Source organism: Pseudomonas sp. VS40 (genome assembly GCF_018587885.1).
Classification (GTDB): Bacteria; Pseudomonadota; Gammaproteobacteria; order Pseudomonadales; family Pseudomonadaceae; genus Aquipseudomonas; species Aquipseudomonas pergaminensis.
The window spans coordinates 1-14,860 of the sequence record NZ_JAGYWD010000008.1; the positions used below are offsets into that span (position 1 = coordinate 1).

Sequence of the window (14,860 nt, forward strand, 5' to 3'; positions counted from 1 at the left end):
GCAAAGAATATGTCGGCAGTGCCGCCGCCTTCGTAGCCTCGCTGGGGCTCGACAACTCCCACATTGGATCTTTATTGCTGTCGGGTACTGCATTCGCCGCAATGGCCCTGTGAACCGAGACCCAACAGACACCGCCGGTCTTCTGTGGGAGCTGTCGAGCTTTAGCGAGGCTGCGAAGGCGGTGTGTCAGGCAAAGAATATGTCGGCAATGCCGCCGCCTTCGTAGCCTCGCTGGGGCTCGACAACTCCCACAGTGGATCTTTATTGCTGTCGGGTACTGCATGCGCCGCAATGGCCCTTTGAACCGGGACCCAACAGACACCGCCGGTCTCCTGTGGGAGCTGTCGAGCCCCAGCGAGGCTGCGAAGGCGGTGTGTCAGGCAAAGGATATATCGGCAGTGCCGCCGCCTTCGTAGCCTCGCTGGGGCTCGACAACTCCCACGTTGGATCTTTATTGCTGTCGGCTACTGCATTCGCCGCAATGGCCCTGTGAACCGGGACCCAACAAACTCCGCCGGTCTCCTGTGGGAGCTGTCGAGCTTTAGCGAGGCTGCGAAGGCGGTGTGTCAGGCAAAGGATATATCGGCAGTGCCGCCGCCTTCGTAGCCTCGCTGGGGCTCGACAACTCCCACATTGGATCTTTATTGCTCTCAGCTACTGCATTCGCCGCAATGGCCCTGTGAACCGAGACCCAACAGACACCGCCGGTCTCCTGTGGGAGCTGTCGAGCATTAGCGAGGCTGCGAAGGCGGTGTGTCAGGCAAGGGATATGTCGGCAGTACCGCCGTCTTCGTAGCCTCGCTGGGGCTCGACAACTCCCACATTGGATCTTTATTGCTGTCGGGTACTGCATTCGCCGCAATGGTCCTGTGAACCGGGACCCAACAGACACCGCCGGTCTCCTGTGGGAGCTGTCGAGCTTTAGCGAGGCTGCGAAGGCGGTGTATCAGGCAAGGGATATGTCGGCAGTGCCGCCGCCTTCGTAGCCTCGCTGGGGCTCGACAACTCCCACATTGGATCTTTATTGCTCTCGGCTACTGCATGCGCCGCAATGGTCCTGTGAGCCGAAAACTCAACAGACACAGCCGGTCTCCTGTGGGAGCTGTCGAGCTTTAGCGAGGCTGCGAAGGCGGTGTGTCAGGCAAAGGGTATTTCAGCAATGCCGCCGCCTCGCTAAAGCTCGACAACTCCCCCATTGATGTTCACTGTGGTTGTGGACGGCACTCGCCGCACACTGTTGCCAGGTCATCTTCCAATCGTCCTGGCCTGCTTGAGGAGTCACGAACACCGCCATGAGTTTCCTCGGCACCTTCCGTTCCCTGCGCAGCCCCAATTACCGCATCTGGGCCGCCGGTGCGCTGGTTTCCAATATCGGCACCTGGATGCAACGCACCGCTCAGGATTGGCTGGTACTCACTCAGCTCACCCCGCACAACGCCGCCGCTGTCGGTATCGTTATGTCGTTGCAGTTCGGGCCGCAATTGCTGTTGCTGCCGTGGACCGGCTTTGCTGCCGACCACTACGACCAACGCAAACTGCTGATCGTGACCCAGGCGGTCATGGGTCTGCTGGCGCTGACGCTGGGGGTGTTTACCATCACCGGTTTTGTCGAGCTGTGGCATGTGTATGTGTTCGCCTTCCTGTCCGGCTGTGCCTCGGCGTTCGATGCGCCGGTGCGGCAGATTTTCGTAGCGGAATTGGTAGGCGAGAAGGACTTGTCCAACGCCATCGCGCTCAATTCCACCTCGTTCAATATGGCGCGCATGATCGGCCCGGCGGTGGCCGGGCTGACCATCGCGTCGGTGGGCACCGGCTGGGCGTTCCTGCTCAATGGCAGTAGCTTTTTTGCGGTGCTGGCGTCGCTGTTTTTCCTGCAGGTGTCAGGGCAGCATGCCAAGGTCCGTGCCTTGCGCACCAAGGGCAGCCTCACCGAAGGCCTGCGTTATGTGTGGGCGCGACCGGACTTGAAGGCGATCCTGCTGATGCTGTTCCTGATCGGCACCTTCGGCATGAACTTCCCGATTTTCATCTCGACCATGGCAGTGCGCGTGTTCGAGACCGATGCGCGCGGGTATGGCCTGCTGTCCTCGACACTGGCCATTGGCACTATCGCCGGCGCATTGATCGCGGCAGGCCGTGAACGGCCGCAGTTCAAGTCGCTGCTCAACGGTGCGGCGATCTTCGGGATTGGCTGTACGTTGGCGGCCGTGGCGCCGAACTACGGGTTGTTTGCGGTGGCGCTGGTGATTATCGGCGTGGGCGCCATGACCTTCAGCAACACTACCAACAGCCTGATGCAGCTCACCACCGAGCCAGCCATGCGCGGCAGGGTGATCGCCCTGCGTGTCGGCGTGGCCCTGGGCGGTACACCGATCGGTGCGCCGATTGTCGGTTGGGTGGCCGACCACCTGGGCCCACGTTGGGCGCTGGTGGTCGGCGCAGTGTCGGGCATCCTTGCCGTGGGGGTGGCGCTCTACACCCTCAAACGCCAGCTGGATCGGCCCGCGTCGATCACGTCCGCCCCACCGACCCCGAAACCGGGAGATCCCCCAGCAACTTGAGCCCGGTACTTTTTACAAAGGTGGCGTAGTCCATCGGCTTCTGGATCCGCGTCTCGGCGTTGGGTAACACGTAGGCCCAGGCGCGCTGGCTCGAGGCGTCGTACACCAGTTTGAACAGGCGCGTCGGCACCCAGACTTTGTTGTCACCGATGGTGCCGTAGCCCGCGTCGAACAATGGGCCGGTGAACACATACACATCGCCACCGGCCCGCTTGGCAAACTTGCGCACGTCGGCCTCGACCTTGCTCCAGATCTTGCGGTTGTTGGTGGGGTCTTGCGGCACCATGTTCGACAGCGCGAAGGATTGGGCCATGGCATGGGCGTTCGGCGCGTCGGCGGCCGGAGCCTGGTGGCCACGGTCCACGGCCGGGTGCTGGCTGCGGTAGTCACTCAGCTCTGCGCGACCGCCTTTGGGAATGCGCGGGTCCGCATAGAACTGGTTGGTGCGCTCCTCGCCCTTGGCGTCTTTCAATTGCGCGGCATTCAGGCGCTCGACCACCACCAGTGGCGTCTTGCTGGTTTGCGAATACAGCACCGCAAAGGTGTCGGAACACAGGGCCAGGGGCTTCATCGACGCCGCAACGGTGGCCGTCTTGATCGGGGTGGTGGCGGGAAAAAGTTGGGCGCAACCGTCAAACGAGCTGCGTTGCTGCGCGGGGGTATAGGGATTGGCCAGGCTGCGTGCGTCTACAGCGGTGGAGAGCAAAACAAGGGCCGACAGCCCGACTGCAATGTTGCGTAGGTACATGCGTTAGATCTTATGGTGAGGGTAAAACGGACGACAGGCTCCGAGGCACGGAGCCGACAGACGCACGACCACAGTCGGCCGCGCGGGGCTTATGGACCCTCATAAGTCAATTTGGTGCCGCAGGTTCAGCCTGCTAGACCGACAGCGGCAGCGTCACCACAAATTCGCTGCCCTTGCCGTGCCCTTCACTCTTGCCCGTGACCGTTCCGCCGTGGGCTTCGACCAGTTCGCGCACCACGGTCAAGCCGATGCCGAGGCCGGCGCTGTTGAAGCCGATGGCGTGGGCGTCCTGCACATAAGGGTCAAAAATGAACGGCAGGGCCTTGGCGGTCACGCCGATGCCATTGTCGGCAATGCTGATCCTCAATTGCCCGGCCTCTACGGTCGCCTTCATCGCAATGGTGCCACCCGCCTGGGTGTACTTGGCCGCGTTGCCCAGCAGGTTGTGCAGGATCTGCGCCAGCCGCACGGGGTCGCCGTTCAGGCTGAGCACGGCGTCGGGCAGCGCCACATCGAATTGCTGCTTGCGGGTGATCATCACCGGACTACAGGCGTCGACAGCGGCATTGAGGATGCGCAGCATGTCCACTTCGCGGCGGTTGATGCGCAGTTTGCCGGTGCTGGCGCGTGACACATCCAACAAGTCGTCGACCAGTTGGGAAATATGCTGGACCTGGCCTTCGATCAATTCGCGCATGCGCGGCAGCTGGTCGCTGGGCAGCCGGACCATGCGCTCGGCAATCAGGCTGATGGGCGTCAGTGGGTTGCGCAGTTCATGGGCGACCATCGCCAGGATGCTTTTCTGCTGACCCAACGCACGTTCGGCGGTGGCCTGCAGGTCCTGGGCACTGAGTGCGGCGATCACCAGTTGTGCATTGGCTTCGCGCAGTTCCTGGAACAGCTGCTGCTCCTCGACCTGAGGCGCCGCGACCGCGTCGGATTGCGCCAGCAGGATCGCCAGCACCAACTGCTGATTGGCCTCGATCAGTTGCTCGACGTGCTGGGAATCCACCAGGCGGCTGTTGGCGTCGCTCAGTTGTTGCTGCAGTGCGGCCAACACCGCGCGCGCTTCAACCGTTTTCTGGCCGAGCAGGAACAGTTCATGGGCGGCATTGGCCACCTCACGCGCGTCCCCGCCTGTGCCTTTACTCATAAGTCAACTCACACATTTTCAGCGCCTGTGCGCAAGGTGGTCGGGCGACCACCCAGCAGCCCCTCCTGGTCGGCGAGCATCTCGCCGATCTGCAGGCCATCGTCATTGATGTGGTATTGGCGCAGCTCATCGCAGTGAGCGCTGGCGCGCACCTTTACCACGGCCATGATGCGCAGCAGCCGGCTGCGCACTTCGATGTAGCGCTGCACGATGATCGCATCCGTCAGGAACGCCGTGCCGTAGGGGCTGAAGCGCAGGTCGGTGTAGCGGTCTTCGAGTTCCGAGGTCATCAACACACTGACCCCGGCGCGGGTCAGCGCGGTGACCATGCGTGACAACGACTCACGGAAGTCCGCGCGGAAGGTCGGCGCCAGGGCCAACTCAAAGCCCGACAGCGAATCGATGACCACCCGTGTGGCGTTCAAGCGGCTGATTTCACTGAGCAGCAGTTGGACGATTTCATCGATCGACAGGTCCGGTGCCCGGCTGTCCACCAGGCCGACCTTGCCGCTGTGGATCAAGTCGGCCAATACGGCATTTTGCGAACGGTTGGGCCGCTGCTCGAACACCGCGATAACGCCGGTTTCGCCATTGCGCGCGCCCTCGGCCAGGAAGGTTGCCGCGAGGATGCTTTTGCCCGACCCCGACGGCCCCGCCACCAGCAGCGAATAGCCGCGAGGCAGGCCGCCGCCGAGCATATCGTCGAGGCGTGGAACGCCCATTTTCAGGCGTTGCACAGGCAGCGTCATCGGCGCTTCGACCGGGTTGATCGCTGCCGGTGCGAACACCTTGATGCCGGAACTGGCGATACGAAAGGTGTGCAGCCCCGGCAAGGTCGGTTGGCCGCGCATCTTCATGATTTCCATCTTGCGCACCATCGAATTGCGCTCGACGCTCTGGCGCAACCAGATCAGCCCATCGGCCACGGTGAAGATCGGGTTGGTGTCGGTCTCGGTGAAGTACTCGCCGATCAGGAAGGTGGTCGCCTGCCAGGTCGTCATCAACATGCCCAGTTGTTGCACGAACTGCGGCAGGTTGTTATTCGGGTTGTGCTGGGTCTGGCTGGCGAGCACCACCGAACGGAAGGAGTCGACAAACACCAGCGACGGCGAGTGTGCCTCCACTTCGCTGACAATGCGGCGCAGCACTTCGTCCAGGTCCCCGGCCAGGGTGTCGTCGGCCAGGTTGATATAGCGAATCGACTGGTTGATGGCGTCGTTGTCGAAGAAGTCGAACTGCTGCTGATACCGCAGCATCTTCAGCGGTGGCTCGCCCAGTACGGTGAAAAACAGCGCTGGGCGTTCGGGTGTCGCCAGGGCAAACATCATCTGGTGCGCCAGTGTGGTTTTGCCACAGCCAGGCGGGCCGGCGATCAGGTTGAACGAAAACTCCGGCAAACCTCCGCCCAGCACCTCGTCCAGCCCTGGCACACCGGTAGCCAGGCGGTTGATAGTTACTTTGGTGCTCATGGCGAATTTTCCTGCGAAGGGGTGTCGCTCAAAGAAGGTTCCCACACGTCGCGCAGTAAGCGAGCAGTCAGCGAGGGCCCGATCAGCGTGGTGAGCAAGGTATAAAAGGTGGTGAGCAGCACCTCACCGAAAAACAGTGCATCGGCTTCACTCAGCTCAAGCAGTGCGGCCTTGAGCCCGGCCCGATCCGGTGCGGCCTGCGCGCGGTCGTGCACACCGGCCAGGCGCGCCTGGGTCGATGCACTGAGGTGCAGGCTGCGGCGCAACAGCGCGACACAGCCTTGCTGCCCGATGATGGGGGTGAGTGCTGCGTCCATGTCCTGCAATATCGACATGATCGCCTCGGCGATGCCTGCAATATCAGCGGTGGGACCAGCACGGTGCGCCAGAGACGCTACGATCTGGCGGCTCTCTTCGCTTTGCGTGGACATGAAGGGCTAATATCCGATGAATTGAGGCCCAGCGTACACCCTATGGCGTTCGTCCGAAGGTTTAATGCGCCACCACTGCCGCACCCGCCCGCCGCCCGGGCTTGAAACCATGGGCACGGGCGCCCCAGGCAATCGCCAGGGACACGCCGACCAGCACCAGCATGGCCCAGGGAAACGACGCCACGCCCCAGGTGTCCAGCAACACCCCGCCGACCACGCCACTGCCGGCAATCGCGCTGTTCCAGGCCACCACATTCAGCGACAGCGCCACATCCGCGCCATCCCCCGCCGCATCGGCCAAGGCCGTTTGCAGCAAGGTTGCAGCACCGCCGAAGCTCAGGCCCCATACCGCCACGCCGAGGTAGATCACCTGCGCCACGCTGCCGAACAAGCCCAATACCAACGAGACGGCCCCGAACACTGCCAGGCTGGTGAGGACCGTGAGGCGCAACAGCGGCTCCACCAACCTGGCGGTGATCCAGATCCCCGCCAACGCAGCGATCCCGAAGACCAACAGCACCAGGTCGACCCGATCCGCCAAGCCGGCAGGCGCCACGAAGGGTGCGATGTAGGTGTAGAGAATGTTGTGCGCCAGCATCCAACTGATCACGACCGCGAGCACCGGCCGTACACCTGGCGTGGTCAACACCTTGCCCAACGACACGCGTTGGTGCGCAGGCTGGGGCGCGTAGTCCGGGACCTTCACCAACACCCAGGCAATCAGCACCAGGCTCACGGCCGACATCAAGCCAAAAGTAGTGCGCCACCCCACCAGCCCGCCCAGCCAGGTGCCCAGCGGCACACCCAACGACAGTGCAATCGGCGTACCGACCATCGCCAACGCCAGCGCCTTGCCCTGTTGATGCGGCGCGACCATGCGCCGGGCGTAACCGGCCAGCAGGCTCCAGGCCAACCCGGCCGCGACGCCCGCAAAGAAACGCGCCACCAGCGTCACGCCATAGTGGGACGACAGCGCCGTGATGGAGTTGAACAACAGAAAACCGACGATGGTCAGCAGCAGCACATTGCGCCGGCGCCAGCCACGCGTGGCAATGGTCATCGGGATCACCGCCAGCACCGAGCCCAGGGCATAGGCAGTGACCATCTGCCCGGCCATCGATGGGGAGATCGCCAGGCCGTCACTGATCAACGGCAACAGGCCAGCGGGCAGGGTTTCGGTGACGATGCAGATAAAGCCAGTCATGGCCAGGGCGAGCAAGGCGCCGATGGGCAGGCGGTCGGATGACGCCGATAAAGTCAGTGAGGGTGTCACGGAAAACTCCTTGAGCGGGACTTAAATACTGATCGATACAAATGTTGCAGGCGAGCGCGCCACGTTGTCAACGACTTATGTATCGACTAGTATTTATCTCGCTTCCCCACCGGAGATCAGACATGGCACAGATGGGCCGCCCCCGCACCTTCGACCGCCAACTCGCCGTGGACCAGGCCCTGCACCTGTTCTGGCAGCACGGCTACGATGCCACCTCCCTCGCCCGGCTCAAGGCCGGCCTGGGGGGCGGGATCTCCGCACCGAGTTTTTACGCAGCGTTCGGCTCCAAAGAAGCGCTGTTCGACGAGTGTGTGCAGCGCTACCTCGCCACCTACGCCCGGGTCACGGAATGCCTATGGGATGAAAACCTGCTCCCGCGCCAGGCCGTTGAAACCGCACTGCGCCAATCCGCACGCATGCAGTGTGAAGACGGGCACCCCAAGGGCTGCATGGTGGCCTTGGGCGTGATGAGCGCACCAAGCCCGGAGAATGCGCGGGTGGCGGATGGATTGACGCAATCGCGGCTGCGCACGCGGGCGGGGATCGTGGCCTGTGTGGAGCGCGCCATCAGCGCGGGGCAGTTGCCGGAGACGATCAACGCCTCGGCCATGGCGGCGGTGTTTGACAGTTTCTTGCAGGGCGTTTCGATACTGGCGCGCGACGGCGTGCCCCATGCAGCCATCGACGCGGCGATCAGCCAATTGCTGCTGACCTGGGATATTGCTGCATCCATCGCGCCTCCCTCACCACAGGGGCGATGCCTGCATGCCGGAGGCTAAGCCTCCCGACATTGCATCAGAAAATCCACAAACGCCCGCACCCGGTGCGGCACATACCGCCCATGGGGATACAGCAAGGTAAACGGTCGCGAGCGTCCGCCGTAAGGCTGCAAAACCTCCACCAGGCTGCCATCGGCCAATTCTTGCTCGACGATAAACTTGTAGGTCTGAAACAACCCCGCGCCGTGCTTGGCCAGGGTCACGCCGCCCAGCACATCATCGGAGCAGCTGTACCCTGCCTCCCCCGCGTACTCCTGCGCCTTGCCGTCGACCTGGAACAGCCAGGCGATGCGCCGACCGTTGCTCGGCAGTTCGTACTGGATGCATTCATGGGCGGGCAAATCCGCCAGCGTCTGTGGCACGCCGGCGCGTTTCAGGTAGGACGGTGCCGCGACCACCACCAATTCAGCGTCTTCCAACAAGCGCGCGATCAGTGACGAGTCGGGCTGGGCGCGTACACGGATGGCCAGGTCATACCCTTCGGCGACAAAGTCGATATTGCGGTTGCTGATATGGACATCCACCGTGACCTGCGGGTACAAGGCGCGAAACTTCGGTAGTAACGGCAGCAGGCGGTGATGGGCGTAGGTGGTGGGAATGCTGATACGCAGCAGCCCAGAGGGCACGGCCTGGGCGCCCATCACTTCCTGCTGGGCTTCCACCAGTTGAGTCAGGGCCTGGCGGCATTGTTCGAAGAAGGTCCGGCCACTGTCAGTCAAGCGAATGCTGCGAGTGGTGCGCACAAACAGGCGCGAGCCAAGGCGTTCTTCCAGGCGCGAAATGCTGCGGCTCACGGCGGCGGGTGTGACACCGGCAACCTGCGCGGCGGCGGTGAAGCTGTTGGCTTCGGCGGCAAGGCAGAACAGTTCGATACTGCCCAGCTGCAAATCTTCGAAATGGCGCTTCATGACGCATTACACCGGGTAAATAGGTGTCGCCATACTTACCAGCCCACCGCAAGTAAATACAACAACTCCCGCGCTATTCAACCGCCTTCGGCACAGTGACATACGCATCGGCGCCGGCTGAATACTCAACAATCGAAGGTGTGTTCATTCTGAGTTCGTGGCGTTCGATAGGGTCGCTCTTCATCCGCGAAAGAAAGCGAAACTAGTACAAGCCAGGCTCATCCAGCTTGACCACATACTTGAGCTCGTAGGATTCGGACGGTCCAAAGTCCAAAGATAGGCGCTAAAACAACAGCCGCGAAAAATCGCAGCAGGCCTGGGCCAGCTTCGCCACGTCCTGGTTCAGGCCGAACTGGCGGTCCACCCGGTGCAGCGCCACGTATTGGATATCCGGCAACGCCGGCTGGGTGACCAACGCGCGCAACGTGCCTTGCTCGATCAGATGGGACAGGCACGCCACCGGCAGGTAGCTCACGCCAATCCCCGACAGCGCCAACCCGGCCTGCACCAGCAGGTTGTGGCTGGTGAGGGTGCGCGGCATCTGCACGTTGTTTGCCGCCAGCCAGCGCTCGTAGATCATCCCGGTCCCCGACTGTGAGCCTTGGCCTACTCGCCCATTGGCGTGTTCGGCATGATCGCCGTGACCGTGGCCAACTTCGGCTTTGGCTCGTTGCTGCCGTTGGCCAAGCTGATCATGGTCAGTTACGTGTCCATCGCGTTCTTTGTGCTGGTGGTGCTCAACCTGGTGGCGCGCCTGTGCGGGATCAATCTGTTTGCCTTGATGCGCCATATCAAGGATGAGCTGATCCTGGCTTTCTCCACCGCGAGTTCGGCGTCGGTCATGCCGCAACTGATGAAGAAGCTGGAGACCTACGGCGTGCCGCCTTCGCTGGTGAGCTTTGTGGTGCCGGTGGGTTACTCGTTCAATCTCGACGGCGCCTCGCTGTTCCTTGGCATCGGCACGCTATTCGTGGCGCAGCTATACGGAATCGACTTGAGCCTTGGGGATCAGGCGCTGCTGGTGGTGACCATGGTGCTCACCTCCAAGGGGGCTGCGGGTGTGCCGGGGTTCATGTTCGTGATTCTCTCGGCAACACTCGCCAGTGCCGGGTTGCCACTGGAGGGGATCGCGTTTATTGCCGGGGTGTATCGCTTGATGGAAATGCCGACTACCGCACTGAACGTGCTGGGCAATGCGCTGGCGCCGTTGGTGATTGCCAAGTGGGAGGGTGGTGACGCTAAGGCGACGCACGAACCGAGCGCCAAGAATGTGCCTTCACGTTAGCGAGGGCCTTACGAATAAAGGCGCTCCAAAGAGCGCCTTTATTCATTTCAACTCACTGCTCGCCGATGGATTTCACCTCAGCTTTAGCAGCGCCACCGATGGCAATGCGTTTAGGCTTGGCTTCCTCCGGCACGACCCTGAGCAGGTCGATGCTCAGCAAGCCATTGGAAAGCTGTGCGCCTTGCACTTCGATGTGGTCGACCAGGCGGAACGACAGGCGGAACGCGCGCTGGGCAATGCCTTGGTGCAGGTAGGTGATGCCTTCATTGTGTTCGCGTTTGCCGCCGGCGACGGTCAACACGCCCTTTTCCACCTGGATTTCCAGGTCATCTTCCACCAGGCCTGCCGCCGCGATGACGATTCGATAATGGTCATCGCCGTGCTTTTCGACGTTGTGCGGTGGGTAGGTGGTACCGGCCTCGCTGCGAAGCGCCGATTCGAAAAGGTCGTTGAAACGGTCAAAGCCGACGGAATGGCGGAACAGTGGGGCCAACGAAAGAGTAGTAGCCATTGCAAAATCTCCTGAGGTTTCTCCAAGTGATTTGGTACGCGACCCATATTCGGCATCGCGTAAAACCTATGTAGGTTCAGGCTTAAAATTTTCAAGCGGCGCCCACAAAAAAATTTACCCGATGCGATAAGCCCCCAACGAAAGGCTCACACACCTACGCGCAAGGACCGTTGTGGGATCAACCAAGGCGACCCGGTGGGCACCGATTTCAAACACGTCACACTGCGCCGGTACCAGCGGCAACTCGGTATACCCAAGGAATGGCGATGGCCTGGGCACCGGAAAAAATCATGGCTTCACTTTGCACATTGACATATCGGTAAATCTCGATATCCTAGCGCCATGGACCTACTCGACATATTCAAAGCCCTCTCAAACCGAACTCGACTTGAAATCCTGAAAGGTTTGAAGGACCCCGAAAAGCACTTCCCCCCGCAGGATGAAGGGGACGTTCATACCGTGGGCGTCTGCGTCAGCAGCATCCAAGAGGGCGTCGGGCTGTCGCAGTCAACTGTGTCCGATTACCTGGCCACGCTGCATCGAGCCGGCTTGATTGAAACCCGGCGCATCGGCCAGTGGACCTACTACAAGCGCAACGAAGCAACCATCAGCGCCCTGGCCGAAATCATCGGCAAGGAGCTGTAATTTTTTACCCCAGGATATCGAGAATTCCCGATATCCCTTTTTACCGAAATTCACTGCTACTGAACCCCACTGTTACTGAAACGAGGTAATGCAATGAAAGCGATGATGCTCGACTCATTTGGCGGCCCGGATTCGTTCAAACGCTGCGAGGTGCCCACGCCGGTTCCGCAGACAGGACAGGTACTGGTGCGGGTCCACGCAACGTCTATCAACCCGCTGGATTACCAGGTGCGGCGCGGCGACTATGCCGACCTGGTACCCCTCCCCGCCATCACCGGCCACGACGTCTCAGGCGTTGTCGAAGCCATCGGCCCGGGCGTGACGAACTTCGCGCCCGGCGACGAAGTCTGGTACACCCCGCAGATCTTCGACGGCCCCGGCAGTTACGCCGAATACCACGTCGCAGCCGAAAACATCATCGGCAAGAAACCGCCCGCCCTGAGCCACCTTGAAGCGGCCAGCCTGAGCCTGGTTGGCGGCACGGCATGGGAAGCGCTGACCGTGCGCGCAGCGCTTCGGGTCGGGGAAAGTATCCTGATACATGGCGGCGCCGGCGGCGTCGGCCACGTGGCGATCCAACTGGCAAAAGCCATCGGCGCCAGGGTGTTCACCACCGTGCGCGAAGCCAACATTGAGTTCGTTGAAAGCATGGGCGCCGACGTGATCATCAACTACGAAAAGGAGGACTACGTTGACGCCATCCTGCGGGAAACCGGTGGGCGCGGCGTCGATGTGGTGTTCGACACCATCGGCGGCAACACGCTGTCGCGCAGCCCCGACGCACTCGCGCAACTGGGCCGCGTGGTGTCGATCGTCGACATCACCCAGCCACAGAACCTAGTCCAGGCCTGGGGCAAAAATGCGAGTTACCACTTCGTGTTCACGCGGCAAAATCGCGGCAAGCTGGATGAGCTGAGCACGTTGGTTGCGCAGGGCCAACTGCGCCCCCATGTGGGCGCCGTCTACTCGCTGGCCGACATTGGACGCGCCCATGCCCGCCTGGAGAGCCCCAACAACGGCATCCAAGGGAAGATCGCAATTGCTGTCGAGCCTACTCAAGGAGCAACGTCATGATCTACGAGATCGCCGTGCTGCCTGTTCACAAGGAACACATCGACGCCTTCAGGCTTGCCTTTGCCGAGGTGGCGCCACTGCTCAGCCGTGCGCAAGGCTACCTGGGCCATATGCTTGCCCAGGGCGTTGAAACACCGGAGCGCTTCAACCTGATCGTGCGCTGGGAATCGCTGGAGCACCACACGCCGGTGTTTGAAGCGAGTGAGGACCATCGGCTGTTCATGCTGGGGTTGGAGGCGTTTTTTTCGGAGGAACCGCAGGTTTATCACATTGAGGGGGGGGCGGGGTTTATCGACTAGAAAATCCAAGGCAAAAAAAAGCCTGCATCTCTGCAGGCTTCTCTTGATGTCGCTATCTGGCTCCACGACCTGGACTCGAACCAGGGACCCAATGATTGACAGTCATTTGCTAGCTGTTAGGCGCACAGGGGCCACGAAAAACGTGGTGGAGAGATGGGATTGCTGCATAGCGTGGTTCGCATGAATGCGTCACGCCAGGAAAGTTAGTCGGGTTGGGTTGGCTTGTCAAAGCTGTGCAAATTAATGATCTGTAAGAAAAGGAGACGGTCGTTGTCAGCTACCCGGAGACGAGGCGTCTCAGTGATCTACTTTCTCGACCTTATCTGTGTGCACATCTTTGCAGCCAATGGGTGCCTTATCCTTCTAGCTTGACCCAGGCCGTTTTTCCTTGGCATCGGCATAGCCATACTCTTTTGAAACGCTGTAAATGTCAGGAATTTCCGGCCAGTCTCCGGCCAGAAGTATTTTTTCAGCGTCATCCACCATCGCAAAAAAAGGCTAGTCAACCCCATCAAGCGGGTCCTATTGCTGCCACCGGCAAGACCATCAACTACAAAGAATATACATCTGGAATATTAACCGCTGACAGCTACAGCATTCAAGCCCATAGGCATAATGACTTCCGCACGATCTACCGATCTAATCCTTTCAAGTTACAAACATCAATGAAGTCTGACATAGAGATTTCCTGATCACCATCTTCGCCAGCGATCAAAACGTCTTGCACAATCACCCTTGCTCTTGAAAAGTCCAAAACCACATCAAAGCTATTGAATTCAAACTCTCGTTTATAGACGTTTTCAGAACTACGCTTCTCGTCGATGGCGCCCTGCAGGACCCCTCTAACATGAGTATCTAATTCCTGCTGCACAAATCGTTCTATAACATTCATATTCATCAACCAGCCCTCAATAGGGATACACTGTGTGAATGATACCATCGCGAACATTCACATGGATGGATTTGACTGCGTTCCCAGCTTTATCCGTCCCGATGACCTTTCCTAAGTTGTACTGAACCACATACCCACCTGGGCCATTGTGGGTTACTTTTCCATATCCCAAAGCATCATCGTTGTTTCTGGCCCAAGTCATGAAGGCCGGCCGTTCGTGCCAGAAGGCAGTGAATTACTTTTTTCTCAAACTTTGCTCTCGGCCATATTCGCCCTCTCAACTACCATAAGAATCAATTAGAGCCTTTGCGATTCTAGCTTCAATCAATGAGCCGGAAGCCAACTCACGTAGTTCTCGCATAGAAATAAAATTAGCATTTAGATACATCTCGAAATCCTTCTTAAGAGCAGATGATTTCACTGCAATCACACCAAACTCTTCAAAGGCACTTTCAAATGCCACCCAATCAAATGTGCCATTAAAAAAATAGATTGGATAGCCGACTTTCCCACCAAAAAAATCGTCAGCTCCCTCATTCAGCCAGATGACGTCTTCATTAACGTCTTTCCCTCCCATAGAAAAGCAGGACTGCTCTAAAAACTCCGCGCCAGAAAACTTAATAAAAACACTCGATATCAAGCTTGATACGCTTTCAGCAACCAACCCCGCGAACACATCAACCAAACAAATAAGTGGTCGCTCAAAAAACCAAAAAACCAGCTCATCGCCCATAAAAATATTCGCAGGCAGATCTTTACTCAAGTCGACTACTCCCGATAGTCTATTAAGCAACAAAAATAGCTCTTCCTCTCCAACCTTATGAATAGCCAT

At 59.8% G+C, this 14,860-nt stretch carries 14 protein-coding genes and 2 pseudogenes; 6 read left to right on the top strand and 10 right to left on the bottom strand.

Annotated elements, in window-relative coordinates:
• Positions 1 to 1,292 precede the first annotated feature (1,292 nt).
• Positions 1,293 to 2,561: an MFS transporter gene (locus KHP07_RS22360; protein WP_214498041.1), complete on the top strand. Its 1,269-nt coding sequence runs from the start codon at positions 1,293 to 1,295 to the stop codon at positions 2,559 to 2,561.
• Here the strand turns inward: KHP07_RS22360 and KHP07_RS22365 are convergent.
• From KHP07_RS22365 to KHP07_RS22385, 5 genes are all read right to left on the bottom strand, one after another.
• The gene (locus tag KHP07_RS22365) at positions 2,512 to 3,309 is read right to left on the bottom strand and encodes a DNA/RNA non-specific endonuclease (protein WP_214498042.1); all 798 of its coding nucleotides are present in this window, start codon (positions 3,307 to 3,309) and stop codon (positions 2,512 to 2,514) included. The two genes, KHP07_RS22360 and KHP07_RS22365, sit on opposite strands and share 50 nt — an antisense overlap.
• A gap of 133 nt (positions 3,310 to 3,442) precedes the next feature.
• On the bottom strand, positions 3,443 to 4,462 hold the full coding sequence (locus KHP07_RS22370) for a sensor histidine kinase (RefSeq protein ID WP_214498043.1): 1,020 nt from the start codon (positions 4,460 to 4,462) through the stop codon (positions 3,443 to 3,445).
• An 8-nt stretch (positions 4,463 to 4,470) separates the two neighbouring features.
• Positions 4,471 to 5,931, bottom strand: coding sequence for an ATPase domain-containing protein (locus KHP07_RS22375; RefSeq protein ID WP_214498044.1), 1,461 nt, complete (start codon positions 5,929 to 5,931; stop codon positions 4,471 to 4,473).
• Positions 5,928 to 6,362 carry a hypothetical protein gene (locus tag KHP07_RS22380; protein ID WP_099492312.1) on the bottom strand — a complete coding sequence of 145 codons (435 nt, stop codon included), beginning with the start codon at positions 6,360 to 6,362 and terminating at the stop codon, positions 5,928 to 5,930. The genes KHP07_RS22375 and KHP07_RS22380 overlap by 4 nt, the downstream gene beginning before the upstream one ends.
• Before the next feature lie 61 nt (positions 6,363 to 6,423).
• A complete protein-coding gene (locus tag KHP07_RS22385) occupies positions 6,424 to 7,635 on the bottom strand; it encodes an MFS transporter (protein WP_214498045.1) in 1,212 nt (403 codons plus the stop codon).
• A gap of 122 nt (positions 7,636 to 7,757) precedes the next feature.
• On the opposite strand from KHP07_RS22385, the gene KHP07_RS22390 reads away from it, so the two are divergent.
• Complete coding sequence (locus tag KHP07_RS22390) at positions 7,758 to 8,414, top strand: TetR/AcrR family transcriptional regulator (RefSeq protein ID WP_214498046.1); 657 nt, start codon at positions 7,758 to 7,760, stop codon at positions 8,412 to 8,414.
• On the opposite strand, the gene KHP07_RS22395 is transcribed toward KHP07_RS22390, so the two are convergent.
• Positions 8,411 to 9,322: a LysR family transcriptional regulator gene (locus KHP07_RS22395; RefSeq protein WP_214498047.1), complete on the bottom strand. Its 912-nt coding sequence runs from the start codon at positions 9,320 to 9,322 to the stop codon at positions 8,411 to 8,413. The genes KHP07_RS22390 and KHP07_RS22395 overlap by 4 nt on opposite strands.
• A gap of 283 nt (positions 9,323 to 9,605) precedes the next feature.
• Positions 9,606 to 9,926, bottom strand: a pseudogene (locus KHP07_RS22400) (LysR substrate-binding domain-containing protein); the annotation flags it as partial.
• Between KHP07_RS22400 and KHP07_RS22405 the strand changes: the two are divergent.
• Positions 9,924 to 10,607: pseudogene (locus KHP07_RS22405) on the top strand (cation:dicarboxylate symporter family transporter); the annotation flags it as partial. The pseudogenes KHP07_RS22400 and KHP07_RS22405 overlap by 3 nt on opposite strands.
• 52 nt (positions 10,608 to 10,659) lie before the next feature.
• Here KHP07_RS22405 and KHP07_RS22410 read toward each other — a convergent pair.
• Positions 10,660 to 11,118, bottom strand: coding sequence for an Hsp20 family protein (locus KHP07_RS22410; RefSeq protein WP_099492304.1), 459 nt, complete (start codon positions 11,116 to 11,118; stop codon positions 10,660 to 10,662).
• A 342-nt stretch (positions 11,119 to 11,460) separates the two neighbouring features.
• Here KHP07_RS22410 and KHP07_RS22415 point away from each other — a divergent pair, with 342 nt between their 5' ends.
• The 3 genes from KHP07_RS22415 to KHP07_RS22425 all read left to right on the top strand — a co-directional run bounded on the left by KHP07_RS22415 (position 11,461) and on the right by KHP07_RS22425 (position 13,136).
• Positions 11,461 to 11,763, top strand: coding sequence for an ArsR/SmtB family transcription factor (locus tag KHP07_RS22415; RefSeq protein ID WP_025855055.1), 303 nt, complete (start codon positions 11,461 to 11,463; stop codon positions 11,761 to 11,763).
• A gap of 93 nt (positions 11,764 to 11,856) precedes the next feature.
• Complete coding sequence (locus KHP07_RS22420) at positions 11,857 to 12,837, top strand: zinc-dependent alcohol dehydrogenase family protein (protein WP_214498048.1); 981 nt, start codon at positions 11,857 to 11,859, stop codon at positions 12,835 to 12,837.
• Entirely contained in the window at positions 12,834 to 13,136 is a 303-nt protein-coding gene (locus KHP07_RS22425) for an antibiotic biosynthesis monooxygenase family protein (protein WP_214498049.1), read from the top strand. Before KHP07_RS22420 ends, KHP07_RS22425 begins: the two co-directional genes overlap by 4 nt.
• Positions 13,137 to 13,767: 631 nt before the next feature.
• Here KHP07_RS22425 and KHP07_RS22430 read toward each other — a convergent pair.
• Both KHP07_RS22430 and KHP07_RS22435 read right to left on the bottom strand, forming a co-directional pair.
• The gene (locus KHP07_RS22430; RefSeq protein WP_122768404.1) at positions 13,768 to 14,034 is read right to left on the bottom strand and encodes a hypothetical protein; all 267 of its coding nucleotides are present in this window, start codon (positions 14,032 to 14,034) and stop codon (positions 13,768 to 13,770) included.
• A gap of 271 nt (positions 14,035 to 14,305) precedes the next feature.
• Positions 14,306 to 14,860 (bottom strand): hypothetical protein, encoded by a 555-nt coding sequence (locus KHP07_RS22435; RefSeq protein WP_214498050.1) that lies wholly within the window; start codon positions 14,858 to 14,860, stop codon positions 14,306 to 14,308.

Excerpts from the sequence above, each read along its gene's own strand:
- KHP07_RS22360 (WP_214498041.1), top strand. The coding sequence starts at position 1,293 with ATGAGTTTCCTCGGCACCTTCCGTTCCCTGCGCAGCCCCAATTACCGC.
- KHP07_RS22365 (WP_214498042.1), bottom strand. The coding sequence starts at position 3,309 with ATGTACCTACGCAACATTGCAGTCGGGCTGTCGGCCCTTGTTTTGCTC.
- KHP07_RS22370 (WP_214498043.1), bottom strand. The coding sequence starts at position 4,462 with ATGAGTAAAGGCACAGGCGGGGACGCGCGTGAGGTGGCCAATGCCGCC.
- KHP07_RS22375 (WP_214498044.1), bottom strand. The coding sequence starts at position 5,931 with ATGAGCACCAAAGTAACTATCAACCGCCTGGCTACCGGTGTGCCAGGG.
- KHP07_RS22380 (WP_099492312.1), bottom strand. The coding sequence starts at position 6,362 with ATGTCCACGCAAAGCGAAGAGAGCCGCCAGATCGTAGCGTCTCTGGCG.
- KHP07_RS22390 (WP_214498046.1), top strand. The coding sequence starts at position 7,758 with ATGGCACAGATGGGCCGCCCCCGCACCTTCGACCGCCAACTCGCCGTG.
- KHP07_RS22395 (WP_214498047.1), bottom strand. The coding sequence starts at position 9,322 with ATGAAGCGCCATTTCGAAGATTTGCAGCTGGGCAGTATCGAACTGTTC.
- KHP07_RS22410 (WP_099492304.1), bottom strand. The coding sequence starts at position 11,118 with ATGGCTACTACTCTTTCGTTGGCCCCACTGTTCCGCCATTCCGTCGGC.
- KHP07_RS22415 (WP_025855055.1), top strand. The coding sequence starts at position 11,461 with ATGGACCTACTCGACATATTCAAAGCCCTCTCAAACCGAACTCGACTT.
- KHP07_RS22420 (WP_214498048.1), top strand. The coding sequence starts at position 11,857 with ATGAAAGCGATGATGCTCGACTCATTTGGCGGCCCGGATTCGTTCAAA.
- KHP07_RS22425 (WP_214498049.1), top strand. The coding sequence starts at position 12,834 with ATGATCTACGAGATCGCCGTGCTGCCTGTTCACAAGGAACACATCGAC.
- KHP07_RS22430 (WP_122768404.1), bottom strand. The coding sequence starts at position 14,034 with ATGAATATGAATGTTATAGAACGATTTGTGCAGCAGGAATTAGATACT.
- KHP07_RS22435 (WP_214498050.1), bottom strand. The coding sequence starts at position 14,860 with ATGGCTATTCATAAGGTTGGAGAGGAAGAGCTATTTTTGTTGCTTAAT.